At 64.5% G+C, this 26358-nt stretch carries 27 protein-coding genes; 12 read left to right on the plus strand and 15 right to left on the minus strand.

Annotation, left to right across the window (positions count from 1 at the left end; translation table 11 throughout):
* Positions 1 to 113 precede the first annotated feature (113 nt).
* Positions 114 to 1619 carry a hypothetical protein gene (locus ASD45_RS04675; RefSeq protein ID WP_056910426.1) on the minus strand — a complete coding sequence of 502 codons (1506 nt, stop codon included), beginning with the start codon at positions 1617 to 1619 and terminating at the stop codon, positions 114 to 116.
* A 169-nt stretch (positions 1620 to 1788) separates the two neighbouring features.
* Here ASD45_RS04675 and ASD45_RS04680 point away from each other — a divergent pair, with 169 nt between their 5' ends.
* The gene (locus ASD45_RS04680; protein ID WP_056910427.1) at positions 1789 to 2400 is read left to right on the plus strand and encodes a hypothetical protein; all 612 of its coding nucleotides are present in this window, start codon (positions 1789 to 1791) and stop codon (positions 2398 to 2400) included.
* Positions 2401 to 2404: 4 nt separating this feature from the next.
* Here ASD45_RS04680 and ASD45_RS04685 read toward each other — a convergent pair whose 3' ends face one another.
* The gene (locus ASD45_RS04685; protein ID WP_056910428.1) at positions 2405 to 2932 is read right to left on the minus strand and encodes a histidine phosphatase family protein; all 528 of its coding nucleotides are present in this window, start codon (positions 2930 to 2932) and stop codon (positions 2405 to 2407) included.
* Positions 2933 to 3078: 146 nt separating this feature from the next.
* Here ASD45_RS04685 and ASD45_RS04690 point away from each other — a divergent pair, with 146 nt between their 5' ends.
* The 5 genes from ASD45_RS04690 to ASD45_RS04710 all read left to right on the plus strand — a co-directional run bounded on the left by ASD45_RS04690 (position 3079) and on the right by ASD45_RS04710 (position 8000).
* Positions 3079 to 4605 (plus strand): FAD-binding oxidoreductase, encoded by a 1527-nt coding sequence (locus ASD45_RS04690; protein ID WP_056910429.1) that lies wholly within the window; start codon positions 3079 to 3081, stop codon positions 4603 to 4605.
* Between the two features lie 83 nt (positions 4606 to 4688).
* Positions 4689 to 5573, plus strand: a complete 885-nt coding sequence (locus tag ASD45_RS04695; protein ID WP_056910430.1) for a hypothetical protein — start codon at positions 4689 to 4691, stop codon at positions 5571 to 5573.
* Between the two features lie 222 nt (positions 5574 to 5795).
* The gene (locus tag ASD45_RS04700; protein WP_056910431.1) at positions 5796 to 6137 is read left to right on the plus strand and encodes a protocatechuate 4,5-dioxygenase subunit alpha; all 342 of its coding nucleotides are present in this window, start codon (positions 5796 to 5798) and stop codon (positions 6135 to 6137) included.
* 5 nt (positions 6138 to 6142) lie between these two features.
* The gene (locus tag ASD45_RS04705) at positions 6143 to 7009 is read left to right on the plus strand and encodes a class III extradiol dioxygenase family protein (protein WP_056910432.1); all 867 of its coding nucleotides are present in this window, start codon (positions 6143 to 6145) and stop codon (positions 7007 to 7009) included.
* Between the two features lie 25 nt (positions 7010 to 7034).
* The gene (locus tag ASD45_RS04710) at positions 7035 to 8000 is read left to right on the plus strand and encodes a Gfo/Idh/MocA family oxidoreductase (RefSeq protein WP_056910433.1); all 966 of its coding nucleotides are present in this window, start codon (positions 7035 to 7037) and stop codon (positions 7998 to 8000) included.
* Between the two features lie 10 nt (positions 8001 to 8010).
* On the opposite strand, the gene ASD45_RS04715 is transcribed toward ASD45_RS04710, so the two are convergent.
* Positions 8011 to 8856, minus strand: coding sequence for a MoxR family ATPase (locus tag ASD45_RS04715; protein WP_056910434.1), 846 nt, complete (start codon positions 8854 to 8856; stop codon positions 8011 to 8013).
* 212 nt (positions 8857 to 9068) lie between these two features.
* On the opposite strand from ASD45_RS04715, the gene msrB reads away from it, so the two are divergent.
* From msrB to ASD45_RS04735, 4 genes are all read left to right on the plus strand, one after another.
* Positions 9069 to 9491 (plus strand): peptide-methionine (R)-S-oxide reductase MsrB, encoded by a 423-nt coding sequence (msrB, locus tag ASD45_RS04720; protein ID WP_056910435.1) that lies wholly within the window; start codon positions 9069 to 9071, stop codon positions 9489 to 9491.
* A 252-nt stretch (positions 9492 to 9743) separates the two neighbouring features.
* Complete coding sequence (locus ASD45_RS04725) at positions 9744 to 11741, plus strand: flagellar hook-basal body complex protein (protein ID WP_056910436.1); 1998 nt, start codon at positions 9744 to 9746, stop codon at positions 11739 to 11741.
* A gap of 43 nt (positions 11742 to 11784) precedes the next feature.
* Positions 11785 to 13650 (plus strand): flagellar hook-associated protein FlgK, encoded by a 1866-nt coding sequence (flgK, locus tag ASD45_RS04730; protein ID WP_056910437.1) that lies wholly within the window; start codon positions 11785 to 11787, stop codon positions 13648 to 13650.
* Between the two features lie 7 nt (positions 13651 to 13657).
* Positions 13658 to 15160, plus strand: a complete 1503-nt coding sequence (locus ASD45_RS04735) for a hypothetical protein (RefSeq protein WP_056910438.1) — start codon at positions 13658 to 13660, stop codon at positions 15158 to 15160.
* Positions 15161 to 15265: 105 nt separating this feature from the next.
* On the opposite strand, the gene flaF is transcribed toward ASD45_RS04735, so the two are convergent.
* The 6 genes from flaF to ASD45_RS04765 all read right to left on the minus strand — a co-directional run bounded on the left by flaF (position 15266) and on the right by ASD45_RS04765 (position 20502).
* Complete coding sequence (gene flaF / locus ASD45_RS04740) at positions 15266 to 15631, minus strand: flagellar biosynthesis regulator FlaF (protein ID WP_056910439.1); 366 nt, start codon at positions 15629 to 15631, stop codon at positions 15266 to 15268.
* On the minus strand, positions 15573 to 16004 hold the full coding sequence (gene flbT / locus ASD45_RS04745; RefSeq protein WP_056910440.1) for a flagellar biosynthesis repressor FlbT: 432 nt from the start codon (positions 16002 to 16004) through the stop codon (positions 15573 to 15575). Before flbT ends, flaF begins: the two co-directional genes overlap by 59 nt.
* A 128-nt stretch (positions 16005 to 16132) precedes the next feature.
* Positions 16133 to 18283, minus strand: coding sequence for a flagellin (locus tag ASD45_RS04750; protein WP_056910441.1), 2151 nt, complete (start codon positions 18281 to 18283; stop codon positions 16133 to 16135).
* Between the two features lie 262 nt (positions 18284 to 18545).
* Positions 18546 to 19028 (minus strand): hypothetical protein, encoded by a 483-nt coding sequence (locus tag ASD45_RS04755; protein ID WP_056910442.1) that lies wholly within the window; start codon positions 19026 to 19028, stop codon positions 18546 to 18548.
* A complete protein-coding gene (gene flgJ / locus ASD45_RS04760) occupies positions 19025 to 19387 on the minus strand; it encodes a flagellar assembly peptidoglycan hydrolase FlgJ (protein WP_056910443.1) in 363 nt (120 codons plus the stop codon). The genes ASD45_RS04755 and flgJ overlap by 4 nt, the downstream gene beginning before the upstream one ends.
* Positions 19387 to 20502, minus strand: coding sequence for a flagellar basal body P-ring protein FlgI (locus ASD45_RS04765; RefSeq protein ID WP_056910444.1), 1116 nt, complete (start codon positions 20500 to 20502; stop codon positions 19387 to 19389). The genes flgJ and ASD45_RS04765 overlap by 1 nt, the downstream gene beginning before the upstream one ends.
* Positions 20503 to 20789: 287 nt before the next feature.
* Here ASD45_RS04765 and ASD45_RS04770 point away from each other — a divergent pair, with 287 nt between their 5' ends.
* Together ASD45_RS04770 and dksA are read left to right on the plus strand one after the other, a co-directional pair.
* Entirely contained in the window at positions 20790 to 21203 is a 414-nt protein-coding gene (locus ASD45_RS04770; RefSeq protein WP_056910445.1) for a flagellar assembly protein FliX, read from the plus strand.
* 174 nt (positions 21204 to 21377) lie between these two features.
* Complete coding sequence (dksA, locus tag ASD45_RS04775; RefSeq protein WP_056910446.1) at positions 21378 to 21791, plus strand: RNA polymerase-binding protein DksA; 414 nt, start codon at positions 21378 to 21380, stop codon at positions 21789 to 21791.
* A 70-nt stretch (positions 21792 to 21861) separates the two neighbouring features.
* Here the strand turns inward: dksA and ASD45_RS04780 are convergent, their stop codons facing one another.
* The 6 genes from ASD45_RS04780 to flgG all read right to left on the minus strand — a co-directional run bounded on the left by ASD45_RS04780 (position 21862) and on the right by flgG (position 26356).
* On the minus strand, positions 21862 to 22320 hold the full coding sequence (locus ASD45_RS04780; RefSeq protein ID WP_056910447.1) for a BA14K family protein: 459 nt from the start codon (positions 22318 to 22320) through the stop codon (positions 21862 to 21864).
* Positions 22321 to 22643: 323 nt separating this feature from the next.
* On the minus strand, positions 22644 to 22847 hold the full coding sequence (locus ASD45_RS04785; RefSeq protein WP_056910448.1) for a cold-shock protein: 204 nt from the start codon (positions 22845 to 22847) through the stop codon (positions 22644 to 22646).
* Between the two features lie 245 nt (positions 22848 to 23092).
* On the minus strand, positions 23093 to 23476 hold the full coding sequence (locus tag ASD45_RS04790) for a hypothetical protein (protein WP_156380711.1): 384 nt from the start codon (positions 23474 to 23476) through the stop codon (positions 23093 to 23095).
* Positions 23477 to 23722: 246 nt separating this feature from the next.
* Positions 23723 to 24463, minus strand: coding sequence for a flagellar basal body L-ring protein FlgH (gene flgH / locus ASD45_RS04795; protein WP_244485206.1), 741 nt, complete (start codon positions 24461 to 24463; stop codon positions 23723 to 23725).
* 84 nt (positions 24464 to 24547) lie between these two features.
* Complete coding sequence (flgA, locus tag ASD45_RS04800; protein ID WP_082540647.1) at positions 24548 to 25558, minus strand: flagellar basal body P-ring formation chaperone FlgA; 1011 nt, start codon at positions 25556 to 25558, stop codon at positions 24548 to 24550.
* 9 nt (positions 25559 to 25567) lie between these two features.
* A complete protein-coding gene (gene flgG, locus ASD45_RS04805; RefSeq protein ID WP_056910451.1) occupies positions 25568 to 26356 on the minus strand; it encodes a flagellar basal-body rod protein FlgG in 789 nt (262 codons plus the stop codon).
* Positions 26357 to 26358: the final 2 nt, after the last annotated feature.

A 26358-nucleotide genomic window follows, 5' to 3' on the forward strand; every position in this document is an offset into this window, starting at 1 on the left:
GTGCGCGTGTGCGCACACACTCAAAAGACAAACGCGGGAGCAAGCTCCCGCGTTCCAATCATTGTTGCGCTGTGAGGTGCGGCGATTTGTGCCGCGCTGCGAAACGACTCGAGTCAGACCTTGTCGGCTTCGCTTGTCACGGAACTTTCCGAAGCGGGCGCTTCGGCTGCCGGAGCAGGCGCCGGTGCTTCTTCGATCAGCGGCATGCCGCGGCGCAGAGTGGAACGCAGCGCGGCGACTTCGCTTTGCAGACGCGAATTGTCCTTGCGCGCCGCTTCGAGCGCGCCTTCGACGACCGCGCGTTCCATGCGCTCGCGCTGCAGGGCCGAGTTCAGGTCCTCGACGCGTTTCTCGATGTTAGTGCGCGACACCTGAACGTCGGCCTCGAGATGGCCATTGCGTTCGGTCAGGGCGGCGATCTTCTCATCGGCGCGGGCCAGCGCCGTCTCGCGCGCCTTGAGCGCCTTGGTCAGCGCGTTGTTACGCTCGGTCAGGGCGATGCGCGTCTGGTCGAGGTCCTTGACCTGCCGTTCGCGCTGCTCGTGCGCGGCTTCCATCTGTGTCAGGCGCTTTTCGGCATTGTTGCGCGAGATGGTGGCTTCGACCGACTTGCGATCGAAGGCGCGAACCTCTTCGGTACGGGCGATCAGGTTCTGGCGCGCCTCGGCAAGCAGGCGCTCGGCCGTCGCGGCGCGCGACTGCAGGGCGTCGAGCCGCATATTGAGGCTGTTGCGTTCGGCCTGATGCTGCTCCTTGGACTCGTCGAGCGCGGCGGACAGGCGGCCGCGTTCCGCATAAGCCTCGGCAAAGCTCGCCTCGACCTTGCCAAGCTGGGCGCGAGTCGCGGTCAGCGTGTTCTCGCTCTCGGTGAGGCGGCGGGTGAGGCGGGCGGTCTCGTTGAGCGCGGCGTCGATATTGGCTTGCAGCGCGCGCTTTTCATCCTCGAGCAGCGCCAGCGTCTCGCGCGCGGCGGCGAGTTCGCCTTCGAGTTCGACGATACGCTTTTCCGAGGCGTCGAGGTGCTCCTGCGCGGTGCGGCGGGCATCGCCCAGCGCGCGGCGCTGCGCCGTCTCCTGCGCCAACTGGCGCTCGAGTTCGGCGATCTGCGCGGTGCGGGCCGAGACGCTGTCGGACAGTTCGAGGCGGACGCTTTCCAGGCCGCGGTTCGACTCGCGGGCAAGTTCGAGATCCTCGCGCAGCTTCTCCGCCTCGGCTTCGAGCGCGGTCGCCTTGCGTTCGACCTGATAGTACTCGGTGCGCAACGTGTCGTAGGAGGCGCGCGATTCGTTCAGCATGTCGGACAGGCTGAGCGTCTGCGACTTTTCCTGCTCGAGCGCGCGCAGCGTGGCGTTGAACGGGATGACGATCTTTTCGAACGCCGATTTCAATTCGTCGAGTTCGCCGATCTTGCGGCCGGCGTCGTTGAGGAGATGCCGCAGCGCCTCGTTTTCCTCGCCGATGCGCGAACCGATGTCGGAGTAGCTCTCCGGCGCGATCTGGCGGGCGACGGGTTGCGCCGAGGGGGCGGTCACGGGCTCGCCGGGCAGGGCATTGCCATACCTGCGATCGGGCTCGTGCTCGCCGATTTTACGGCCAAACAGGTCCGACAGTTTCGCCATCACAACGCCTCCACCACACGACCGCGCAGGCGCCGGCCGTACATAATTCCAATCTTAAGATATTATAAACGATTGGGGATTGGAACATAAGCAAGCCCCTTTGGCCGGTCCGGGCGTGGCAGACCGCGATCATGGTTAACGGCGGATATCAGCTCAACACGGGGCCTTTATGGAATTGTCACAAAGCAAGACCGCCGATGGCGACAGCCCGGGCGCCGAGCCGGTTCCCGAATATACCTACCGGCCGTCGCTGCTCGGCGCGCCTTTCACCTTTCGTCTGACCGCGGACGGTCTGGCCTATCAGGCAGGGCGCCGCAAAGGCACCGTGCCCTATCGTGACATCCGGCGCGTGCGCCTGTCGTTCAAGCCGGCCAGCATGCAGTCGCGCCGCCTTGTCACCGAGATCTGGGCCGATGGCACGCCGAAGCTCCAGGTGGTGTCGTCGACCTGGAAGAGCATGATGGAACAGGTGCGCCAGGACCGGGACTATTCCGCCTTCCTGACCGAACTGCATCGCCGGATCGCGGCCGCCGGAACCGGAACGCGTTTCGAGCGCGGAAGCGTGCCGCTGCTCTATTGGCCGGGCCTGGTGCTGTTCGTCGCGGTCGGCCTCTCGCTCGCCGCGCTTGTCGTGCGCGGTCTGCAGAGCGGCACCATCGCCGGCGCTGCGTTCGTCGCCGCCTTCCTCGCCTTGTTCCTTTGGCAGGGCGGCAATTTCCTTCGCTTCAATCGCCCGGGTGTCTATCAGCCGGATGACTTGCCGCGCGATCTCGTGCCGTAGCCCGCTATCGCGTTCCGACTTCGAGCGTCTTCGGCGTAATGAAGCGCTCGAGCCGGCCGCATTGCGGATGCACCTTGCTCCAGTCATCGAACGCGAAGTCGATGATGACGAGCCCGGCGGTCGGCAGCTTCTCGCGCAGCATTTCGCGGGCATCGATGTCGCCGGATGCCACCAGCATCAGCGCGACCTCGTGCAGCGACGGATTGTGGCCGACGATCAGCAGCGAATGCGCGGGCGCCGGTGTGCCCAGGATGACGGCGAGCACGTCGTGCGGCGTGGCGGCATAGATCTGTTCGGAGGTTGTGGCGCCGGGCGCGCGCTTGAACGCGCTTGCCATGTATTTCCAGGTCTCCTGCACCCGTTTCGCCGGCGACAGCACGACCCGGTCGGGAACGAGCGCATGGGTTTCCATGTAGGCGCCGATCTTGCCGGCGTCCTTGCGGCCGCGCTCGATGAGGGCACGCGTCCGGTCCTCGAGGGTGGGGGCGGCCGGCTCGGTTTTTGCGTGGCGCAGAAGCAGAAGACGCCGCATAAGCAGTTCCAGTGGTTTTGGCGGGTCGCGGCCGGTTGCAGGGGATTGACCGGTGAGACCGGTTCGAATCTATGGCAGCTTAGCACCCCGCGGCGGCGCGGTGGCCGGCACCCCCGTGCCGGATCGCGACATAAAGACCTGTTCCTATGACCGAAACCGAGCCGACGGCGGCAACCTGGTACGAGGCGACGCGGATTCCGCGTCCCGACCAAGCCCGCCTGGGCTTCGATCTCGATATCGATGTCTGCGTCATCGGCGGCGGGCTCGCCGGCCTGACGGTCGCCCGCGAAGTGGCGCGGCGCGGCTGGTCGGTCGCGATCCTCGAAGGCGGCCGCATCGCCGAGGCCGCGTCCGGCCGCAACACCGGCTTCGTGCTGCCCGGCTTCTCCGAGAGTATCGACAACATGGTCGAACGCATCGGCGTCGACCATACCAAGCAGCTCTGGGCCCTGTCGGAGCAGGGCGTCGATTATGTCCGCCGCACCATCGCCGACAACGATCTGCCGGGCGTCGATCCGGTCGCGGGCTGGCTGCATGTCGACCAGACCGACAATGTCAAAGCCGTGCGCGCGCAGGTCGAACGGCTGCGCTGGCTCGGCGCCGATGTCGAGATGTGGCCGACCGAGCGCGTGCGCGCCGAAGTCGGCAGCGCCCGCTATTTCAACGCCGTGCATTTCCGCAACGCGTTCCACATTCACCCGCTCAATTACGCGCTTGGCCTGGCCGGACTTGCGGCCAAAGCCGGCGTGCGCATTTTCGAAGAGACGCCGGCGCTGTCGATCGATCCGGCAGGTGTGCGCAAACGCATCGTCACGCCGAACGGGCGGGTGCGCGCCTCGCATGTGGTGTTTGCCGGCAACGTCCAGCTCGGCAATCTGATGCCCACACTGGCGGCGACATTGTTGCCGGTGACCACCTACGTCATGGTGACCGAACCGCTTGGCGACAAGCTCGACGCCGTCATCAAGTATCGCGGCGCGATCAGCGACACCGATCGCGCCGACAACCACTATCGCATTGTCGGCGGCGACCGGCTCATGGTGTCGGGCCGCGTTCGCGTCTGGCAGGCCGATGCCCGCCGGTTTGGCACCGCGTTGTCCGCCGATATGGCCCGCAAGTTTCCGGAGCTCGGCCGCGTCGCCGTCGCCGATATCTGGTCGGGCACCTTGGGCCGCACCATCCACCGCATGCCCCAGATCGGCCAGATGGCCGACGGCGTCTGGGTGGCGAGCGGCTTTGGCGGCCACGGTCTCAATACGACGGCGATGGCCGGCGAACTGATTGCGCGCGGCCTTGTCGAAAACGACGACACCTGGCGGCTGTTTGCGCCCTATGAATTGGTCTGGGCCGGCGGGCGGATCGGCGCCACCGTGGCGCAGGGCCTTTATTGGTGGCGCAGCGCCGCCGAAGGCGTCGAACGCACGCTGTCGCGCCTGCGCGAACGCCGCCGTCTGGCCAAGGAGGCCCGCCGCGCCGCGGCCGCGGCGGCCGGGCCGGTGGTGCCGCCCGAGCGGTTGGCGGCGGTGACCCTGGCCGCCGCTCCCGTGGTCGCCGAGCCGGTCTTGGCCGAAACGCCGGTCGGCGAGCCGCCGGCCGGGCAGGGCGAGCGGCGGCGCAACCGCGGCAAGCGACGGAAGGGGAAAGCGGGGGCGACGGAGACCGGCTCCGCTTGACGGGTTCCACGATTGGCCGCAATAGAGCGCGCCAACCGGACCGGCAGATTCCTCAGCCGGCGAAAACCCCGAGCTTTCCCTCCATGCGAATCCTGAGCATCTGCGTCGCCGCGCTGCTGCTGTCCGGCTGCGTCGAATCCGACCTCGGTCCCGGCACACTGGCGTCGTCTGGCGCGTCGTCGCCGAAGCCGAAGGCCATCGTCGTCAGCGATTTCGTCGTGTCGTCCGACGTGCTGCTCATCGATCGCGGCTACACCGCGCGGCTCGAGCGCAAGATCGGCGCATTCCCGACCTTCGAGCGCAAGCCGCGCACCATCGACCGAGTCAACGACGAGATCGTCGCCACCGTGGTCGCGACCTTGCGTGAAGCCGGGCTCGAAGCGGCGCCGGGCGCCGAGGAGTCGCTGTCGGCATCGAGCGACGCCGTCATCGTCAAGGGCCGGTTGCGCCCGGCCGATGCCGGGGCCAAGAAGAACGAAGCCGGCATCGGCGGCGGTAAGAGCAACGTCACCGCCGATATGACGCTGTCGAAAGTCTCCGCACTGGGTCAGCGCGATCTTATGTCGTTCTCGGCCGGCGCCAGCGGCAAGCTGCCGTCCGGCAAGGCCGCGGCGGCGGACAATGCGACGATCGCCGGCGTGCTTGCCGCCGGTGACGGCGCCAAGGAAAAGCTGTCGCCGGATGTCGAGAGCGCGTCGCGCAAGCTCGGCCGCGCCATCGGCGACAAGATCGTCGCCTATGCGAAGGCGCAAGGCTGGTTGAACGCGGCCGGCAGCGACGACGTCGCCGCCAAACCGGCGGAGGAGAAGCCGGCGCCGGCCAAGCCCGCGCAAGCCAAGACGTCGCAGGCCGAAACCACGCATGCGGATACCGGCGATAAGGCGGAGGCATCGCCTTTGCCGGGCGACGAAGAACCGCAGATGGTGAAGCTGCCTGCGACCAAGCCGAAGAAGAAGCCGGCGGCGTAAGACGCGGCGCACGGGCGCCGAGATTCATTTGAGTGCTCGCGCGTTGTAGCTCGCCGCAACGGCGAGGCGCGCGACACGCGCATTGCGGCCGCGCGTTGCGCATTTCCGGCATCGGAATACTCCGAAATATATTGCGCCCCGCGCTGTTGATCTGGATCAAGGTATAGGCATAGCCCGCTCTGCACGGTGCTCGCCGGTCAACGACGTACCGCGAGCGCCAACATGCAGCATCACGATATTCCCGGCACCATCGTTTACGACGGCGCGGAGGCGCAGAAGGGGTATGCGCTGAACGCCATGTGCTACTCGTTCAACTCGGCCGCCAATCGCGACGAATTCAAGCGCGACGAAGACGCCTACTGCACCAAGTACGGCCTGAACGACGAGCAGCGCGCGGCGATCCGCGAGCGTAACGTTCTCAAGCTGCTGGCCGCGGGAGGTAATGTCTATTACCTCGCCAAGTTCGCCGGCATCCTCAATCTCAACGTCCAGGACCTCGGCGCGCAGCAGACCGGCATGAGCGTCGAAGCGTTCAAGGAAAAACTGGCGGCAGCGGGAAGGTAACGACCATGGCACAAATCGTCGGCGCAATCGCGACATCGCACATTCCGGCCATCGGCAAGGCGATCGCCGAGAACAAGCAGAACGACCCGTACTGGAAGCCGTTCTTCGACGGCTACGGCCCGGCGCTGTCCTGGCTGAAGCAGGCCAAGCCCGATGTCGTCGTCATGATCTACAACGACCACGGTCTTAATTTCTTCCTCGACAAGATGCCGACCTTCGCGGTCGGCGCCGCCGCTCAGTATCGCAGCGAGGACGAGGGCTGGGGCCTGCCGGTGCTCAACTCATTCCCGGGCGATGCGGCGCTGTCGTGGCATCTGATCGAGCATCTGGTGGCCGACGAGTTCGACATCACCTCGTGTCAGGACATGGCGGTAGATCACGGTTTTGCCGTGCCGATGAACCTGCTGTTTCCCAATGCCGGCGGCCAGTGGCCGGTGAAGACCATCCCGGTCTCGATCAACACCGTGCAGCATCCGCTGCCGACGCCCTTGCGCTGCTGGAAGCTCGGCCGCGCCATCGGCCGCGCCATCGAAAGCTATCCGAAGGACCTGCGCGTCGTGGTGTTCGGCACCGGCGGCCTGTCGCATCAGCTCGACGGCACCCGCGCCGGATTCATCAACAAGAAGTTCGACCTGTACTGCCTCGACACCATCGTGCGCGATCCGGAAGCGCTGACCAAATTGTCGGTGATGGACCTGGTGCGCGAAGCGGGCGCGCAGGGCGTCGAATTCCTCAACTGGATCACGATGCGCGGCGCGCTGCTCGGGCAGGTATCGAAGATCCACAGCAACTATCACATCCCGATCTCCAACACCGCCGGCGCGACGCTGGTCCTCGAGAACCGGACCGAAGCGCAGAGCCAGGCGGCGTAAGAGAAGACGTGCAAGGAATCGCATCATGAAGATTTGCGTCGCCGGCGAAGGTGCCTTTGGCAATAAACATCTTGAGGCGCTCGCCAAGATCGATGGCGTCGAAGTCGCGTCGCTGGTCGGCGGCGTGGCGGATGCCACCGAAGGCGTGGCCAAGAAGTTCAACATCCCGCACTGGACGCTCGACCTCGCCGAAGGCATGGCTCGGCCGGGCGTCGAGGCCGTCATCCTGACGACGCCGACGCCGCTGCATGCGCGCCAGGCCGAGCAGGCGATGCGCGCCGGCAAGCATGTGCTGGTCGAAATCCCGATGGCCGACAACATCGCCGACGCCGAGCGCCTGGTTCAGGTGCAGAAGGAGAAGGGCGTGGTGGCGATGGCCGGCCACGTGCGCCGCTTCAACCCGAGCCATCAATGGGTGCATCGCAAGATGGTGGCCGGCGAACTGAAGCTGCAGCAGTTCGCCGCGACGACCTATTTCTTCCGCCGCACCAACCTCAACGCGCTCGGCCAGCCGCGGAGCTGGACCGATCATCTGTTGTGGCATCACGCCTGTCACGCGGTCGATCTGTTCCTGTGGCAGACCGGCGAGGCGGTGGCCGAGGCGCAGGCGATCCAGGGGCCGATCCATCCCGAACTTGGCATCGCCATGGATATGGCGATCCAGCTCAAGGCGGCGTCGGGCGCGATTTTCACGCTGTCGCTGTCGTTCAACAATAACGGGCCGCTCGGTTCGTTCTATCGCTACATCTGCGACAACGGCACCTATATCGGCCGCTACGACGAACTGGTCGACGGCCATGACAAGCCAATCGATCTTTCCGGCATCGGTCCTTCGCTCAATGGCGTCGAGCTCGAGGATCGCGAATTCATCGCCGCAATCCGCGACAAGCGCGAGCCGGAATCGTCGCTGGCGAAATGCTTGCCGACCATGCGCGTGCTCGACCGTCTGGAGCGGCAGTTGCTCGGAGCCCAGGCGGTGGCGGCGGAGTAGGGCGGGCCGGCTAGCGCCCTTCGCGTCGTCCCATGAACGCCAGCCGCTCGAACAGGTGCACGTCCTGTTCGTTCTTGAGCAGCGCGCCATGCAGCGGCGGGATCAGCTTTTTCGGATCGCGCTCGCGCAAGGTCTCCGGGCCGATGTCCTCGACCATCAGCAGCTTGAGCCAGTCGAGCAATTCGGATGTTGACGGCTTCTTCTTGATGCCGGGCACGTCACGGATTTCGTAGAACAGCTTCAGCGCCTCGCTGACCAGACGCTGCTTGATGCCGGGATAGTGCACCTCGACGATGGCGTTCATCGTGTCCGGATCGGGGAAGCGGATGTAGTGGAAGAAGCAGCGGCGCAGGAATGCGTCCGGCAATTCCTTCTCGTTGTTCGAGGTGATGATGACGATCGGCCGGCGCCGCGCCTTCACCGTCTCGCCCGTTTCGTAGACATAGAACTCCATGCGGTCGAGTTCGAGCAGCAGGTCGTTGGGGAATTCGATGTCGGCCTTGTCGATCTCGTCGATGAGCAGGACCGGGCGCTCGTCGGCGACGAAGGCGTCCCACAGCTTGCCGCGCTTGATGTAGTTGCGGATGTCCTTGACGCGCTCATCGCCGAGCTGGCTGTCGCGCAGGCGCGAGACGGCGTCGTATTCGTAGAGGCCCTGCTGCGCCTTGGTGGTGGATTTGACGTGCCATTCCAGCATCGGCGCGCCGAGCGCCTTGGCGATTTCCAGCGCCAGCACGGTCTTGCCGGTGCCGGGTTCGCCCTTGACCAGCAGAGGCCGCTCGAGGGCGATGGCGGCATTGACCGCCACTTTCAGGTCGTCGGTCGCCACATAGGCGGAAGTGCCGTCAAAACGCATGGAATTCCTCGCTCTTGCGGGCCGACACTAGGGACGGGGCGGAGTGCGGGCAAGGGTGCAGGCGACGATGGGCGGGCAAAGCCGAACGGCTTGCAGGAGGCCGCTGACACAGGCGTGATGGCCGGGTGATCGCGGCGGCAATAGCGCCGGCGGTAAAAATGACTAAATAGGGGGACGGAAACAGTCACCCCCAGCCTCTGGCAGGTTCAAGAATGACAACAACCGACACCACCATCGATTTCCTGGCGCTCACTGACGCCGACTGGAAGAAGCGCCTGACCCCCGAGCAATATCGCGTCCTGCGTCACCACGGCACCGAACGGCCGGGTTCCTGCGCGCTGAACTTTGAAAAGCGCGCCGGCACTTTCTCCTGCGCCGGCTGCGGACAGCCGCTGTTCAAGTCGCACGAGAAGTTCGAGAGCGGCACCGGCTGGCCGAGCTTCACCGATCCGCTGCCGGGTTCGGTCGAGACCAGCGAAGACACGACTTTCGGCATGCGCCGCGTCGAGGTGCATTGCAGCCGCTGCCATGGTCACCTCGGTCACGTCTTTCCGGACGGGCCGCCGCCGTCGGGTTTGCGTTACTGCATGAACGGCGTGGCGATGGACTTCGCACCGGCCGAACAAGGCGCCTGATACGTCGCGCGTACTATTGATGATCCGCCCCGGCATCGCCGGGGCGGATTTTTTTGTGCCGGCGAGGGGCGTTTTCGTCCGGCAGATTTTGCCGAGGCGGCAAATTCAGGCCGGTGCCGAAGTCCGGCCCGTCTCATTAAGGCATTGAAATAGCTATATAAAACCCATGGCATGGCGATTGCCAAGGTCTCCCCGAGATCGTGCGCGCTTAAGGCCCGGAGGGGCGGCGCGGCAGGACGAGGAGAAAAAAGTATGGGTATCTTCGGCGCACTGACGACCGCGGTGACGGGCATGCAGGCCCAGGCATTCGCGCTCCAGAACATCTCCGGCAACATCGCCAACTCGCAGACGACCGCCTACAAGCGGACCGATACGAGCTTCACCGATCTGTTGCAGGACAACGTCCCGTCCAAGCAGGTCGCCGGCAGCGTCAACGCCAACTCCCAGCAGACCAATACGGTGCAGGGCGATGTGCAGAACGCCTCAGTGCCGACCTACATGGCGATCAACGGCGCCGGCTTCTTCGTCGTCGAAAAGCCCGACAGCTTCGCCGACGGACGCCCGAACTTCCCCGGCGTCGATCTCTACACCCGCCGCGGCGACTTCACGCTCGACCAGAACGGCTATCTGGTGAACGGCGCCGGCTACTACCTGATGGGCATTCCGATCGACGCCACCACCGGCAACCTCGCCGGCAGCGTGCCGCAGATGCTGCAGTTCCAGAACGGCTTCCAGCCGGCGCAGGCGACGACTGAAATCGACTATCGCGCCAACCTGCCTTCATACCCCAAGACGATCGACGCCGACTCGACGATCCCGGGCTCCGAGTTGCTCAACCCGGCGAACTTCACCGCCAACCCGATCAACGGCGCGCCGACGGTGGCGAAGATGATCGGTTACGGCGCCACGCTGCTGCCGGATGCGGCGGCCAAGCTGACCGGCTCCGCCGATTTGACGGCGCTGTCGTCCGCGGGCGGCACGCTGGATATTAACGGTACGACGTTCACGATCACGGCGGGCGATAACGCCGCGACGATTGCTGCGACGATCAATGCGCAGAGCGCGACCACCAAGGTCACCGCGGCGGTCGATGCGACCACGCACAAGCTGGTCCTCACCGGCACCGATGCCAGCACCAATATCTCGGTCGGCGGCGGCTCGACGCTGTCGGTGCTGACCGAACTCGGTCTTTCGGTCGGCACGACCAACGCCACCAATCTGGTGACGCAGGGCGCGGTCGCCACCGGCCAGACCATGACCTTCCAGGTCGGCTCCAACCCGCCGCTCACCGTCACTTTCGGCGCCGGCAACGTGATGACGATGGCCGACCTGAACGTGCAGCTTGCGACGCTAGCGGGCGGCACGGCATCGGCCGACCCCGCGACCGGCAATATTACCGTTGCCGCGGCCGCCAATACCGACACGATTACGGTCGGCGGCACCGCGACGGCGCGCAACTTCGGCATCAGAACCAGCTCCGCCTTGCCGTCGAACTCGACAGTGGTCGGTCAGGACGTGTCGACCTTCCTCAACGAGAGCATCGCCGGCGGCGCGGTGACCGCCTACGACGTCTCCGGCTCGGCCGTGAACGTGCAGTTGCGCTGGGCCAAGGTGGACTCCTCGGCGCTGGGCGCCGGTCACACCGACAAGTGGAATCTGTTCTATCAGACCGACCCCAACGCCACCGGCACTACGCCGGCGTGGAAGAACGCCGGCGTCGACTACACCTTCTCGGCCAACGGCTCGCTCAGCCCGTCGATCAACGCGATCACGCTCGACAACGTGTCGATCAGCGGCGTCAGCCTCGGCACCTTGCACCTCGTGCACTCGACCGGCGGCATTACGCAGTACTCCGACTCCAACGGTTCGGTGAAGGTCAACCAGCTGCAACAGAACGGCTACGCGGCCGGCGAACTGCAATCGATCGCCGTCAGCGACAAGGGCCGCATCACCGGCACCTACTCGAACGGCCGCACCATCGATCTCGCCGAAGTGACGCTGGCGAACTTCTCGGGCTCCAACGGCCTGAAGAAACTCGACGGCGGCGCCTTCGCCACCACGGCGGAATCCGGGACTCCTACTTACGGCGCGCCGGGCAAGATCGTCGGTTCGTCGCTGGAGGGATCCAACACCGATATCGCCGACGAGTTCACCAAGCTGATCGTCACGCAGCAGGCTTATTCGGCGAACACCAAGGTGATCACGACCACCAACCAGATGGTTCAGGATCTGCTCAACGTGATCCGCTGAGCGGCGGCGCGCGGGCGGTGATTTGTAGGAACGGCAGCCGGCCATGAGTCTGTCTCAGGCGCTTATCTCCGCGATATCCGGGCTGAATACCACTCAGTCCAGTCTGGCGCTGGTGTCGGCGAACGTCGCCAACGCCGGCACGCCGGGGTATGTGCGGAAGACGGCCAACCAGATCGCCACCGCCGCCAACGGAACGGCGGTGAGCGTTCGCGTCGCCTCCGTGCAGCGCGAACTCGACACCTACGTGCAGAAGCAGCTTCGCACCGAGAATGCCGGCGCGAGCTATGCCACGATCCGTGCGCAGTTCTACAGCCAGTTGCAGAGCGTTTACGGCCAGCCCGGCAGCGACACTGCGCTTGACACGGTGTTCAACAACTTCACCTCGTCGTTGCAAGCGCTGCAGGGCAGTCCAGACGATCCGTCGGCGCAGAGTTCGGTGGTGACGACGGCCCAGCTGCTGGCCCAGCAGCTGAACACGATGACGGAGCAGGTCCAGTCGCTGCGCGGGGCCGCCGAACTCGGCATCTCGGACTCGGTCGATCAGGCCAACGACGCGATGCAGCACATCGCCGACATCAACGCCCAGCTCGCCGGCGTCAATGTCGTCGATGCGTCGTCCACGCTGCTGATGGATCAGCGCGACAACTACATCGACAAGCTGTCGCAGTTGATGGACATCAACGTCATCCAGGGCAACAATAACCAGGTGACGGTCTATACCAACTCCGGCGTTCAGCTGGTTGGCACGGCTGCGTCCAAGCTGGCCTTCAATGCCCAGGGCACGGTGTCGGCCAATACGGTCTGGAACGCCGACCCGGCCAAGAGCGGCGTCGGCACGATCACGCTGACGTCGGCGAACGGCAGTTCGGTCGACTTGATCAAGACCAACGCCATTCACTCGGGCGAGATCGCCGGCTATCTGCAGATGCGCGACCAGGACCTGGTGCAGGCGCAAAATCAGCTCGACGCGCTCGCCGCCAGCATGTCCAGCGCGCTGTCGGACCAGACCACGGGCGGTACGCCCGTGACCTCGGGGTCGCAGAGCGGCTTCGACATCGACATCAGCGGTCTGTCGGCCGGCAATACCATTACCATCAACTACACCGATGGCCTCACTCATACGCCGCGCACTCTCACGTTGATGCGCGTCGACGATCCCAACGCTTTGCCGCTGTCGAACACCGCGACGACCAATCCCAACGACAAGGTTGTCGGTATCGATTTCTCCGGCGGCATGACGGCGGTCTACGGCCAGATCGCCTCGGCCATGGGCTCGACCGGCATGACGGCGTCGAACCCGTCCGGCAACACCCTGCGCATCCTCAACGACGGCGCCGGCAACATCGTCTCCGTCAATAACGTGACGGCGACGAAAACCGCGACGTCGCTGTCCGGCGGCTCGGCGCAGATGTCGTTCTTCACCGACGGCGGCTCGGCCTATACCGGCGCCATCGATGGCGTCGGCAGCCAGATCACCGGATTGGCCGGCCGCATCGCAGTCAATCAGGGCCTGATCGGCGACCCGTCGAAAGTGGTCAATTACGGAACGAGCGTCGCCTCGGGCGACAGCACGCGGCCGGACTTCCTCTACAAGCAGATGAGCAGCGCATCGCTGGTTTACCCGTCGAACACGGGTATCGGCACCGCCGGTTCGCCGTTCTCCGGGTCGCTCTCGACCTTCCTGCGTCAGGTCATCAGCGTGCAGGGCCAGAATGCCGATGCCGCGTCCAATCTGAAGCAAGGTCAGGATGTCGTGCAATCGGCGCTGCAGCAGCGCTTCAACGACGCCTCGGGCGTCAACATCGATCAGGAAATGACCAACCTCCTGACGTTGCAGAATAGTTATGCCGCGAACGCCCGTGTTCTGTCCGTGGTCAAGGACATGATCGACACCCTAATGAAGATTTGAGGTCGCTATGACCGTATCGTCCATCAACGGAACCTCGGCGGCGATGATCCAGTCGCTGGTGGGCCTGCGCAGCCAGCTCGACGACTTGAGCCGCCAGCTCAGCACCGGCCAGAAGTCCACCACCTTCGCCGGTCTCGGCAGTCAGCGCGGCGTCGCCGTGAGCCTGCGCTCGCAATTGTCGGCGATCAGCGGCTTCGACGCCACGGCGGCGAACGTCAACACGCGCATCAACGTGGCGAATACCGCCCTCACCAGCATGGCGGATATCGTAACCAACATGAAGGCTGCGATCGCGCAAAGCACCAATGTGAGCGGCATCAACGCCGCCAGCCAGACGCAGTCGACGGCGAAATATTCGCTCGACGGCGCGCTCGGTCTGCTCAATACCCAGGCCGGCGATCGCTACCTGTTCGGCGGCAAGGTCACCGACCAGCCGCCAGTCGAGAGTGCCGACACTGTTCTGAACGGCGACGGCACCCGCGCCGGTCTCGTCCAGACCATCAGCGAACGCAAGCAGGCCGATCTCGGCGCCAATGGGCTCGGCCGCCTGAACCTGACGAATTCGACCATCGACTCTGTGGAGATCACCGAGGACGCATCGACATTCGGTATGAAGCTGGCCTCCATTTCGACGGACATGACCAACGCGGTGGTGAGCGGCCCCGCTGGAGCGCCGCCAAGCGTTTCGGTGAATGTCGGCAGCGGCAATCCCAATGAGGGCGAAAGCCTGACCGTCCGCTTTAATTTGCCGGACGGTACCACCAGCAGCGTGACGCTGACCGCGACGACGAATTCGCCGCCGGGCGCCGGCCAGTTCACCATCGGCGCGTCGCCCAGCGACACCACAACCAACCTGACCGCGGCGCTGACGACGGCGATTCAGACCGTCGGCAATACCAGCCTGACAGCGGCCTCGGCGGTCCAGGCGTCGAACGAATTCTTTAATGCCGACGCCAATCACCCGCCGCTGCGCGTCGATGGCCCGCCTTTCGATACGGCGACCGGCCTCGTTAACGGCACATCGGCGAATACGGTGATTTGGTATACCGGCGATGCCGATCCCGGCTCGGCGCGAACGACCGCGAGTGCGCAGATCGACACGTCGATGACCGTCAATTACGGCATGCGCGCCAGCGAGCAAGGCCTGCGCTCGATCGTGCAGAGCGCCGCGACCCTGGCGGCGGTGACGATCTCCTCGAGCGATCCGAACGGCGTCGCGCTGAGCCAGGAGCTCAACACCCGCGTCAGTGGCCAGTTGAGCGGCCCGCCCGGGACCCAGACCCTGCAGGACATCCAGACCGACCTTGCCGGCGCACAGGTCTCCATCAATGCCGCGAAGACCCGGCACCAGCAGCAGACCAGCACGCTTCAGGAATACCAGAGCCAGATCGAAGGCGTTTCGAACGAAGAAGTCGGTGCCCAGATACTGACCCTGCAAACGCGGCTTGAGGCGAGCATGCAGGTGACCGCGCGGATGTATCAGACGAGTCTGGTGAATTACTTGCAATAGGCTCGGCGGCGTTCGTTACGCTCACGCCGCCTTTTCCTGACGGCGCTCCAAATGAAAAAGCCGCGGCCCGTGCCGCGGCTTTTTTGTCTTTGAGGCTTGGGAAGGTCAGGCGCGGCCGAGCAAGCCGGCAGCGAGCTCGCGATTGATGTGGATGAGCGCGCCGAGCTTTTCCGGCTGCGGATTGTCCATCACGTCAACGGTCTGCTTCATGACGAAGATGCCGATATTGGCGACGTTCTGGCGCAGTTCGCGCGGCAGCGGATTTTCCGGCCGCATGACCGAAGTCATGAGCACCGACCACAGTTTGCGGTTGTTCAGAAGCGCCGCGCCGAGCTCGAATTGCTTGGAGTCCCAGGAGTCGCGGATCGTTGCCAATTGTTGCGCCGCAAAGAGAAGCTTGTCGGCTTCCATCTCACGGGGCGTCGCGACTTGCTGGGCCACCTTGCCGTAGGCTTGCGCCGCTTGCGTCATTCATAAGCTCCTGCTCGTACTGAATCAGCTGCTTTGTCTGCTTCAGAGCTTTGTAAAGATCGCCCGTTAAGATATGATTATTGATAAGCTCTATTTGCGGCCAAGTACTTGGCGCGGCTTGAACAATATCCCGGACCAGCGCGAAGTAGGTACCGTGATGTTCCGCCGGGGTCTTCGACGTGTACATCAGCAGGATGGCCAGATAGATCCGCTTGGCCGGGGTGTCGGCCTGCTCCGCGGTCATGATGTCCTTTTCCCGCAGGATCGGCATCTTGCCGTCGATCAGGAATGTCGCTCGGCGGTCGGAGTTGGTGATGACGCACTCGCCGATCAGGATGCGCTCGCCGGGCTTGAGTTCGACTTTCAGGGCCATGACAGTTCCGAATCCGCGTTTGTTGCTGTGATGTTATAGCGCCTATCGCGGAGTTCTTCACGCCGGGTCAAAAAGAAAACGGCGGGGCCGAGGCCCCGCCGTTCCGACAGTTCGTGGAGCGGAAGCTCTTACTGGAAGAGCTGCAGCACCGCCTGGTCGGCCTGCGAGGCCATCGACAGCGCCGTGGTCGACAGCGACTGACGGGTCTGCAGGGCAAGCAGGTTGGCACCTTCCTGGTTCGTGTCGGCGAGGACGAGGTTGTCCGCGCCGGTCTGCAAGGTGTTGATCATCGACTTGGTGAAGTCCTGACGGTTCTGCACGGTCGACAGGTTCGAACCGAACGCCGAACCCTGCGACCGCAGCGTCGACAGCGCGCTGGTGAGCGTGCTGAGCACCGAGTTGATCGAGGTGTTCGAGTCGAAGTCCGAGTTCGCGGCATTGTTGATGCCGAGCGCCGTCGAGTTGATCGACAGCGTGTTGCCGTTCGCGTCCTTGGCCTGGATGTTGATGGCCGAGGAACCGGTCTCGTTCAGCGTCAGCTTCAGGTTATCGCCCGACAGCAGGTTGATGCCGTTGTAGGACGAGTCGGTGGCGTACTTGTCGAGCTGATCGCGCAGCGTGTTGAACTGCTGCACGAGGCCCTTACGCACGGTGTTGCCCGCGATGGTCTGCGTGTTCGAACCGCCCGTGCCGCCGTTGACCTGGGTGGAGGTCGCACCGACGACTGAGAGATCGGCGAGCGACAGGTTCGTGATGCGCAGGCTACCGTTGTCGTTGGTCGCCTTCACCTTGCCCGTCAGGCCGGCGTCGCCGTTGATGGCGGAAACCAGCTGGTCGACGGTCTTGACCGCAGCAACGCCAGCAGCCGTACCGGTGTTGGTGAGGGTGCCACCGAACACGGTCGAGGCATCCGGGCCGCCGAGGGTCAGCGCAGTGCCGCCCGCAGCGATTTCCTGGATCTCGAGCTTGCCGCCGTTGGCGACAGCCTGGAACTTGCTGTTCACCGCCGAAAGCTGGCTATTGATGCTCGTGACCGCGGCCGCGAGGCCGGTGCCGGCAGCGATCGACACCGCATCACCGTTGACGGTGAAGTTGTACGGGCTGGCCGGGGTGCCGGTGCTGGTCGAGGTGGTGGTGCCGAGGCCCAGACCGGTCACGGTCTGGTCGAGGGTGCCGGTGTCAGCGTTCGTCGTGGTGCCGAGACCGATGCCCGCAGCCGTCGCAGTACCGCCGGCGGCAGCCTGGCCGGTGATCGAAACGCTGTTCGAACCGTCGGCCTTGCCGCTGATGGTCATGCCGGTACCGTTGTTGGTCACCGTGAAGTTGCCGGCGCCGAAAGCGGTATCCAACTGCGACTGTACGTTGGTCACGGCGTTGGCAAGCGTGCCGCCCGTCGTGTTGTCGAGGTTGATCGCCTGACCGTTGACGTTGAAGGTGTACGTCTCACCGGCGCCGAGGCCGGTATACGCACCGCCCGCAACGGTCGCCTGATGAGCAACAGCGCCGGTACCGGCCTGGTTGCTGATCGTGACGTCGTTGGTGCCGTCTGCCTTGCCGGTGATCGAGAAGCCATCACCCGCGATGTTCGAGCCGACAGTGAAGGTGCCCGAACCGAAACGCGCATCGAGCTGAGTCTGGATCGACGCCTTGGCGTGAGCCAGCGTATCACCGGACTGAGAACCCGAGGTGGTGCTGTCCAGCGTGATGTCCTGGCCGTTGACCTTGAACGTGTAGGTCGCCGCACCCTGCAGACCGTCATACTTGCCGCTGTTGACGACCGCGGCAGCCGCAACGCTCGGAGCCAGATAGCTGGATGCGGCGGTGACGGCCGACTGCGTGCCGGCGGTGGCGATGCTGTTAACCGCGATGTTCACGGTGCCGGTAACGCCGCCGCCCGAGAACGACAGGTTCTTGACCGAACCGGTGCCGATCGTGGTGGAGTCGATCGAGTACGAAGCGCTCTGCCAGGACGAGTCCTGCAGCGCCTGGTTCAGGGTCGACTGCATCGACTGCACGGTCGACGTGATCGAGGTCAGACCGTTATTCGCGGCCTGGATGGTCTGAATGCCGTTCGACATCGAGTCGAGCAACGAGTTCAGATCGCCGGCGCGGCTCTGCAGCGACTGCGACGTGAAGAAGTTGATCGGGTTGTCGAGGGCCGAGTTGACCTTCTTGCCGGTGGCGAGACGGTTCTGCGTGGTCTGCATCAGCTGCGCGGTATTCTGCAGCGAGAGCAGGTTGGCCCGCACGCCGGCGGAGAGAGTGATACCGTTAGACATGTCTATACAACCTTTCTGGTTTGCCATTCTGGCGACTGAGCACGGGCCCACCTTCGACGGGCCCGCGCGTCAGCTCGAAAGGTCGCATAGGGAGTGTAACGGAAGGTAAAGTTCGAGGGTTAACCGCTTGATACCGCCGAAAAAACAGCTTCAATTAGACTGTCTTGTTTGTTCACCAGCCACTAACTTTCGTTAAGAGATTTCAGTCGGTGGCACGGTGGCGACAGGCAGCGATCCGTGCGTTTTTTGCCGGTGATCCGAATTACAGCGACCGGCTGACCGCCAAAGGCTGCGCTGCCTTGGGCGAGGGCAGGGTGGTGCGGCCGTTGGCGCCGTAGGTCGAGGGCGACTGCTTGCGTGCCAGTTCGCCGGAAACGCCGCGCACGATCCCTTCGGACACCGCATGGGCGGTGGCGAGCACGGTCAGATTGGTTTGCAAAAGCTTACGAAACGTCTCGTGCCGGGCCTGCAGGCGGGCCAGTGCTTCCGGCAGCGCCGCCGAGCAGACCGCCTTGGCCGCTCGGACGCGTTCGCTTTCGGTCGTATAGGCCCGCGCCAGGTCGGCCTTCTCGACGTCGAGTGCGATCGCGTCGCGCAAGCGGCCGCCGCGCACGCGCGTCGTCTCCTCGGCCACTGTCGTCTCGAGGCGGTCCATGATGGTGTTGAGTCGGTCAATGGCCGACGCCGCTTCTTCGGCGGTGGTGATGGGCGTGGGCTGAGTCACGGCGGCGGCCTGCTGATTCACGAGCGGATCTCCTGTTGGGCGAGCAAGGTGTTGTAAACGGCGCCGGCGATGCCGATGCCACCGGCCTTGGCGAAGTTGCGGGCATACTGGTCGGTCAGGAACGAGCGCCAGACGCCGGTGGCGCCGGTGCCGCCGAACGGACCCTCGCCGTCGGTCGCGGTGAACATCTGCTGGAACATGTTGTTGAGGAACACGGCCTCGAAATCTTCCGACGCCGCTTTCGCCTTGGCCTTGACCTGGTCAGGCGTCAGGTGCCGGCGCAAAGTGCTGCCGGTCGCCGACGGGTTGGCCTGCGCCTTGAGCGCGTCAATGGCCGATGCGCCGGGCGTCGGCATCGCGGTGGCGAGGCTGGCGCTCATCACATCACCTCGATATCGGCCTGGATCGCTCCGGCCGATTTGATCGCCTGAAGGATGGCGATCATGTCGCGCGGGCCAATGCCGAGCGCGTTGAGGCCGTCGACCAGTTGCTGCAGCGAAATGCCTTCCTTGACGACGGCGAGTTGCTTGCCGGTTTCCTGCACGCCGATGCGGGTGCGCGGCACCACCACGGTCTGCGCGCCGCGCGGCGCGAACGGATTTGGCTGGCTGACCTGCGGCGTTTCGGAGATCGTCACTGTGAGATTGCCTTGCGCCACCGCGACCATGGAAACGCGGACGTCGCGGCCCATGACGATGATGCCCGAGCGCTCGTCGATGACGATCTTCGCCGCAGTGTCCGGTTCGACCTGGAGCTGTTCGATCTCGGTGAGCAGGGAAATGACATTGCCGCGATATTGCTGCGGCACGGTGATGCCGACGGTGCCCGGGTCGAGCGATTCCGCGGTCGGCACGCCGATATAATCGTTGATCGCGGCGGCGATGCGCCGCGCGGTGGTGAAATCCGGATTGCGCAGCGCCATGCGCAGCTGGCTCTGGCGATTGAGATTGAAATCGATCTCGCGCTCGATCAGCGCGCCGTTGGCGATGCGGCCGACCGTCGGCACGCCGCGCGTGATCTTGGCGGCTTCGCCTTCGGCCTGGAAACCGCCGATGGCGAGCGATCCCTGACCGACCGCATAGACATTGCCGTCGGCGCCGAGCAACGGCGTGACCAGCAGCATGCCGCCTTGCAGGCTCTTGGCGTCGCCGAGCGACGACACCGTGACGTCGATGCGGGTGCCCTGGGTGGCGAAAGCGGGGAGGTTTGCGGTGACCATGACGGCGGCCACATTGCCGGTGCGCAGAGTCTGGTTGCGCACATTGACGCCGAGCCGTTCCAGCATCGCCTGCAGCGACTGCTTGGTGAACGGGATATTGTTGAGCGTATCGCCGGTACCGTTGAGGCCGACCACAAGGCCGTAACCAATCAACTGGTTCTGACGCACGCCTTCGATATTCGCCAGGTCCTTGATGCGCGATGTCGCCCCGGCGTGAGCCGAGGTGAAAAGGCATAAGGCTGCCGCCACGAGGACGGACCACTTTGTCGGCGTCATCACTGCTCCCCAATGTGACGTTTGACTATGATGAGTAATGCGAAGGTCGTGCCAACCCGGGGCCACGGCTTAAGGTGCTGACACGACGGGGCTTTTCGATTCGGCCTCGACCGCACGACGTGCGCTTAACCCGGCAGTAACCGTCCCGATCGGCAATATCTGCCGGGGCATTTACGGCCTATTAACCATGCGGGGCGCAGGTTCCATGACGTAGCGGGGCGTCGTGCGTCATGCGTCGTAGCGCGGGCGGGGAGCGCTCGCGTCACCATCGGGATCACCAAAGCGCCATGCGCATCACGGGAACGAAAGCGGCGTCGCTGTCGGCGACGCCCTCTGCCGCGCGGCGCGCGGGAGGCGGCGGCACCTTCACTCTCTCGGAAAGCGAGACGTCGGCGAGCACCTCCTCGGCCAGTGGCCTACGTTCGGTCGCGACGCTCGACAGCCTGCTGGCCCTGCAGGGCATCGACGACCTCCTCGAGCGCAAGAAGCGCGGTGCCGCCAAGGGCCGCCGGGCGCTCGATGTCCTCGATGAACTCAAGCTCGGCATGATCGACGGCTCGCTCGACACCGCTACGGTCGCTCGGCTGAAGGTCGCCTCCGAGGGGCTGACCGACAGCACCGGGGACACGGGCCTCGACGGCGTGCTGGCGGAAATCGACCTGCGCGTCGCGGTGGAACTCGCGAAAGCGGCCCGGCGCTAGCCCTCCGCCAGGCGGTTGCCGGACAGCCGTTTCGGCAAGTCATTGAACTTTCATGAAAATCAGGCAGTGGGACGCGGCTGCAACGTTGTTGTCGCTTGCCCGTGGCCAGTATATAAGCCTGCCACCTCGGGAGGGGACTTTCAGTACAATAAAAAGACGATGGGAGTCGGTGGGATGTTGGCGAAAGTTAAGCCTTATCGGCCGTCCGATAAGGAACCATTCATGAATGAGCGGCAGCGCGAATACTTCCGCGCCAAGCTGCTGCAATGGCGTGAAGACATCCTGAAGGAGGCGAAGGAAACCCTTCAGCACCTCCAGGAAGAGAACCAGAATCACCCGGATCTGGCCGACCGGGCCTCGTCGGAGACCGACCGGTCGATCGAGCTGCGGGCCCGCGACCGCCAGCGCAAGTTGATCGCCAAGATCGACGAAGCCCTGGGCCGGATCGAAGACGGTACCTACGGCTACTGCGAAGAGACCGGCGAGCCGATTTCGCTCCGCCGCCTCGAAGCACGCCCGATCGCCACGCTGTCGGTCGAGGCTCAGGAGCGCCACGAGCGCCGCGAGCGTGTTTATCGCGACGACTGATCGCCCAGCGGCTCAGCCAAATCGGAATTGCCCGGCCATCGCGCCGGGCATTTCTTTTGGCGAGTGCCCCTTAACGGCAGACGTGCCGGCGGCCATCGTAGCCCATATAGGTGCCGGTCGCGGGATCGAACGAACGATAGCGCGAGAAGCAATAGGACATCCAATCGCCGCGGCCGTAACCGGGTCCGACGATCGGGCCGTAATGGCCGGGCGGATAAAACACCCGCGGGCCGTAGAACAACGGCGGCGGGCCGCCATAGTAGTAGCCGTAATAGCCCGGGCCGTAGCCGTAATACCGTGGCTGCGAGGCGATAATGCTGCCGATGATGAGACCGCCGGCAATGCCGGCCGCGATACCGGCGCCGCCGCGGCCGCGATAACGAACGTCAACGACGTCGCTTGCGGTCGCGGACTTGAGCGCCGCGACACTCGATGGCACCGGCGCGGCGCCGACCGGCGTGGCCGTGCCGAGGACAAGGGCGGCAAGACTGAGCGCTGCCGACCAGCGGACAAACAGAGCGGTCGCCATAGCAGAATACTCCCTGTGCTCGATCCCCTATGTGCAGGGGTTGCCAAGGAATACTCGGCCGGCTACGGCGCGCGGCATTGATGAGGATCAAGAAGAGGTCGGGAATGGTGGCGGCGGTAACGGCTGAGGAGCCGCGGTCATTGCGCCTTATTCGCGCGGCGCCGACTTGCCCTACAGCAATGATCGTTGCTTCGGCCGCGCCCAAAAAACAAAAAAACCCGAGACAGGAATCGCGCGCGTACATCCGGCGTCGCAATACGTCTCAGGTTTTTCAAGCGCGCCGGCCGCGTGAGCGAGCCGGCGCAGAATTAGGAGAGCGCGATTTACGCGTTCTGCAGGTTGCCGGCGGCCTGCTTGCCGCGCTCGGTGACGATTTCGTACGACACCTTCTGGCCTTCCATCAGGCTGCTCATGCCCGCGCGCTCGACCGCCGAGATGTGAACGAACACATCGCGCGAGCCGTCATTCGGGGTAATGAAGCCGAAGCCTTTTTGGGTATTGAAGAATTTCACGGTACCGGTTGCCACAGGCAAGTTCCTTTGATTATCTATATAGGTTATCGCGCCGAGCGACGACGTCGCAGCGACGATCGAAACATTTCGTGTTTTTGAGGGTGGCGGCCGCGCCTTAAATGCGTACGGCGACAAAACCAAAAAAGATTTGTTCCAACGGACGCATCAATAGGCGCTTTTGCCTTGATTGTCAATGAACATAAACCAGGCCTGTCCGGCGGGCTTATCCCGGTAATGGACTGAAGATGCCGGCCGCCGCGTTACTTCGCTTCCGCGGTGGCGAGGCAGGGGTCGAGTACCGCATGATTGCGGTCGAGGCGCCGGTAGGCGCCGCTCATTTCAACCACATCGCCGACCTTCATGTCGTTGCTCTGATAGGCCACGCACATCACACGCAGGTCGGAACAGACGACGAGATACCAGAGCGCGCCGTCGGTTTTCACCAGGGTGAGGTTGCCGGTGACGGTCAGGTCGATGCGATCGCCTTGGTCGGGAACGCCCTCGGCCATTGCCCGCAATTCCTCGCAACGCGCCGGCGCCTTGGCCGGCATTTCGGCCGCCGAGAAGGCCGGGCGGTTGGTGAAGACATCGTCGGCGTGCGCCGGGCCGATCATCAACATCAAACCGAGCCATAGCCGCCGCATGCCGTCGCTCCCTCGCTTGCGTTCGGCCGGATAGGCGCGCCGGAATGCGTCGGCTTTATGTCTCCGTGTTCCCGAAACGAACACGGCCCTCGGCAGGGGAGCTACCGAGGGCCGTGTCTTGATCGTTGTCTTTGCCGCTCGCGAGACGACATAGACAACGCGGGAGCACTGAACAGGTGAGGGGCTATCTCTACGCCACAGGGCTTACGTCTCGGGACTGACGCAACGCCCCCTCACCACACGAAATTAGAACGGCAGGATCACATCCATGACCTGCTGGCCGTAGCGCGGCTGCTGCACGTCGGTGATCTGGCCGCGGCCGCCATAAGCGATGCGCGCCTGGGCGATCTTGGTTGAGTCGATGGTGTTGTCGCTTTCGATGTCTTCCGGCCGTACCACGCCGCCGACGATCAGCTCGCGGATTTCGAAGTTGACCCGGATTTCCTGGCGGCCCTCGATGACGAGATTGCCGTTCGGCAGCACCTGGGTGACGACGCCGGCGACGTTGGTCGACAGCGCTTCGGAGCGGTCGACCGAGCCCTTGCCTTCGCTCGACGAGGTGGAGTCGGCGGTGAACAGGCGGGTCGGCAGCGCGGAGTTGGCGATCGGCAGCTTGTTCTTGCCGAAGAAATTATCGACGCCGGAGTCTTCGTTATTGGCGCGGCTGCGCTTGGTGTCGTTGGCGATGTTGGCCTTGTCGGTGATGTTGACCTTGACCGTGAGGATGTCGCCGATCTGATGCGCGCGCTGGTCCTTGAAGAAGGCGCGCGAGCCGTTGCGCCACAGCGAATTCGGGTTGTAGGACGCTGCAGCCGCCGCAGGCATCGGCATCTGCACCGGCTTGTAGCCTGGCGCGGCAGTCGGGTTGTCGATGGCCGAGAGCTTCGGCTGCTCGCCGATGTTCTTCAGGCGGTCCAAGGCCGAACAGCCGCTCAACATCGTGGTCGCGAGCGCCGCGAAGGCCAAATGCCGCATCAACCTGGTCATCTTCATCTCAACTGACTTTCACTGGCGTTATCGATCAAATCTGGGACGAAGGCGCCTGCCGGTCGCCGTCGCCAACTCAACGCGTCACTGCCCGCTGTCCGCCGGCGCCGGGATATTGGCGGCCAGCCGCGGCGTACCGGATATCACGACGACGAGGCCGGGCCCGGCGACGACACCTTGCACCGTGCGCTTTGACTGCTCGTTCAGCACGGAGACGGTTTCACCTTCGGCGCCGGAGCCGAGCGCCTTGCCGCGCATCGTCAGCGTCAGGCCCGGCGCTTCGAATTTCAGCATCACCATCTCGTTGCGCAGCACGATCTCCGGCTTCGTCAGATCGGCCGAGCGCAGCGGCTGTCCGGGGCGCAGCGTGTTGCGCGCGGCCTGGCCGACGGCCTGATCGAGCCCGGCGATAGCGTCGCGGCCGACTTCGGCGCGGGGCCGGCGCTCGACGACGAGGTCGGCGGCTTTCACGACCGCGCCGCGTTCGATGGTGTGCGACACCATCACGGTCTCGACGGTGGCATAGGCGCGGCCGGTGAGGCGGAGGAGGCCGCGCTGGCCGTTGCCGGTCGGCACTTCGAGCGTGGTGTCGAAGCGGCCATTGCGGCTGTCGTAGCTGAGGCGGCCGACCTGGATGTCGCCCTGCGCCGAGAGGTCGACCTGGATGGTGCGCGGATCGCGGTCGAAATAGACGGTGATGTCGGCGGCGGGGCCGACGTTGAAACGGCCGGCGATGGCGCGGGCGAGCGTCTTCTCGATCTCGGCGATCGGGATTTCGCGGGCGGCGCGCGTCACCACCACATCGGCGGCGCCACCGGTGTCGAAGCCGACGAGCGCGTGCGGCCGAACCGCGGCAATGATCGTATCGACCGGAACGGTGCCGGTGGTGCCGAGATCCGGCGCGCGGAAGACCGGGATGTTGGCGACGATGCCGGCGTTCTCGATGAGGTCGCCGATGCGAACCACGCTCGAGGTCACGGTGACGTCGTGCTTGAGGTAGGGCCGCGCGGGCTCGGCGCTTTGCGCCAGAGCCGCGGTCGCCGCAGCCGCCAAGAGAGTGGCGGTGGTCAAGGTCCGGATCATGGTCTTGATCATGGCTTTGCCTCAGCGCATGAGGTTGGAGGTCGATTGCAGCATCTGGTCGGCCGCCGAAATGACCTTGGCGTTCATTTCGTAGGCGCGCTGTGCGGCAATCAGATCGGAGATTTCGCTCACGGCTTCGACGTTGGCCTGCTCGAGGTTGCCCTGCTGCAGATCGCCGAAGCCGTTGAGCTGCGGTGTGCCGTTCTGCGGCGAGCCCGAGGCCGGCGTCTCGAGATACAGGTTGTCGCCGATGCCCTTGAGGCCGGCCTTGTTGATGAACATCGCCAGTTCGATCTGGCCGACATTGGTCTGCGCCGTCTGACCGGGCAGGGTCACCTGCACCTGGCCTTGCGGATTGATCGTGATTGAAGTGGCATTTTGCGGAATGGTAATGCCGGGCTGCACCAGGTTGCCGGAGGCGGTGACGAGGCGGCCCTGCGCATCGAGCTCGAACGAGCCGTCGCGGGTATAGGCCGTGGTGCTGTCCGGCATCGTGATCTTGAAGAAGCCTTCGCCGCGGATGGCGAGGTCATAGTCCTTGCCGGTCTGCTGCAGCGTGCCTTGCGTCATCAGGCGCGGCGTGCCGACGGTCTTGACGCCGGAGCCGAGTTCGATGCCGGCCGGCAGGATGTTGCCCTGCGAGGAGGTCTGCGAGCCGACGCGGCTGACGTGCTCGTAGAGCAGGTCCTGGAATTCGGCGCGCTGCCGCTTGTAGGCGGTGGTGCGCATGTTGGCGATATTGTTGGAGATGACCTGGACGTTGAGTTCCTGGGCCATCATGCCGGTTGCGGCGGTGTGCAAGGCTCGCATGG

Origin of the sequence: Pseudolabrys sp. Root1462, from assembly GCF_001426945.1 — a bacterium.
GTDB lineage: Bacteria > Pseudomonadota > Alphaproteobacteria > Rhizobiales > Xanthobacteraceae > Pseudolabrys.

Coding starts and splice junctions, on each gene's coding strand:
- ASD45_RS04675 (WP_056910426.1), bottom strand. CDS start 1,619: ATGGCGAAACTGTCGGACCTGTTTGGCCGTAAAATCGGCGAGCACGAG.
- ASD45_RS04680 (WP_056910427.1), top strand. CDS start 1,789: ATGGAATTGTCACAAAGCAAGACCGCCGATGGCGACAGCCCGGGCGCC.
- ASD45_RS04685 (WP_056910428.1), bottom strand. CDS start 2,932: ATGCGGCGTCTTCTGCTTCTGCGCCACGCAAAAACCGAGCCGGCCGCC.
- ASD45_RS04690 (WP_056910429.1), top strand. CDS start 3,079: ATGACCGAAACCGAGCCGACGGCGGCAACCTGGTACGAGGCGACGCGG.
- ASD45_RS04695 (WP_056910430.1), top strand. CDS start 4,689: ATGCGAATCCTGAGCATCTGCGTCGCCGCGCTGCTGCTGTCCGGCTGC.
- ASD45_RS04700 (WP_056910431.1), top strand. CDS start 5,796: ATGCAGCATCACGATATTCCCGGCACCATCGTTTACGACGGCGCGGAG.
- ASD45_RS04705 (WP_056910432.1), top strand. CDS start 6,143: ATGGCACAAATCGTCGGCGCAATCGCGACATCGCACATTCCGGCCATC.
- ASD45_RS04710 (WP_056910433.1), top strand. CDS start 7,035: ATGAAGATTTGCGTCGCCGGCGAAGGTGCCTTTGGCAATAAACATCTT.
- ASD45_RS04715 (WP_056910434.1), bottom strand. CDS start 8,856: ATGCGTTTTGACGGCACTTCCGCCTATGTGGCGACCGACGACCTGAAA.
- msrB (WP_056910435.1), top strand. CDS start 9,069: ATGACAACAACCGACACCACCATCGATTTCCTGGCGCTCACTGACGCC.
- ASD45_RS04725 (WP_056910436.1), top strand. CDS start 9,744: ATGGGTATCTTCGGCGCACTGACGACCGCGGTGACGGGCATGCAGGCC.
- flgK (WP_056910437.1), top strand. CDS start 11,785: ATGAGTCTGTCTCAGGCGCTTATCTCCGCGATATCCGGGCTGAATACC.
- ASD45_RS04735 (WP_056910438.1), top strand. CDS start 13,658: ATGACCGTATCGTCCATCAACGGAACCTCGGCGGCGATGATCCAGTCG.
- flaF (WP_056910439.1), bottom strand. CDS start 15,631: ATGACGCAAGCGGCGCAAGCCTACGGCAAGGTGGCCCAGCAAGTCGCG.
- flbT (WP_056910440.1), bottom strand. CDS start 16,004: ATGGCCCTGAAAGTCGAACTCAAGCCCGGCGAGCGCATCCTGATCGGC.
- ASD45_RS04750 (WP_056910441.1), bottom strand. CDS start 18,283: ATGTCTAACGGTATCACTCTCTCCGCCGGCGTGCGGGCCAACCTGCTC.
- flgJ (WP_056910443.1), bottom strand. CDS start 19,387: ATGAGCGCCAGCCTCGCCACCGCGATGCCGACGCCCGGCGCATCGGCC.
- ASD45_RS04765 (WP_056910444.1), bottom strand. CDS start 20,502: ATGACGCCGACAAAGTGGTCCGTCCTCGTGGCGGCAGCCTTATGCCTT.
- ASD45_RS04770 (WP_056910445.1), top strand. CDS start 20,790: ATGCGCATCACGGGAACGAAAGCGGCGTCGCTGTCGGCGACGCCCTCT.
- dksA (WP_056910446.1), top strand. CDS start 21,378: ATGTTGGCGAAAGTTAAGCCTTATCGGCCGTCCGATAAGGAACCATTC.
- ASD45_RS04780 (WP_056910447.1), bottom strand. CDS start 22,320: ATGGCGACCGCTCTGTTTGTCCGCTGGTCGGCAGCGCTCAGTCTTGCC.
- ASD45_RS04790 (WP_156380711.1), bottom strand. CDS start 23,476: ATGCGGCGGCTATGGCTCGGTTTGATGTTGATGATCGGCCCGGCGCAC.
- flgH (WP_244485206.1), bottom strand. CDS start 24,463: ATGACCAGGTTGATGCGGCATTTGGCCTTCGCGGCGCTCGCGACCACG.
- flgA (WP_082540647.1), bottom strand. CDS start 25,558: ATGATCAAGACCATGATCCGGACCTTGACCACCGCCACTCTCTTGGCG.
- flgG (WP_056910451.1), bottom strand. CDS start 26,356: ATGCGAGCCTTGCACACCGCCGCAACCGGCATGATGGCCCAGGAACTC.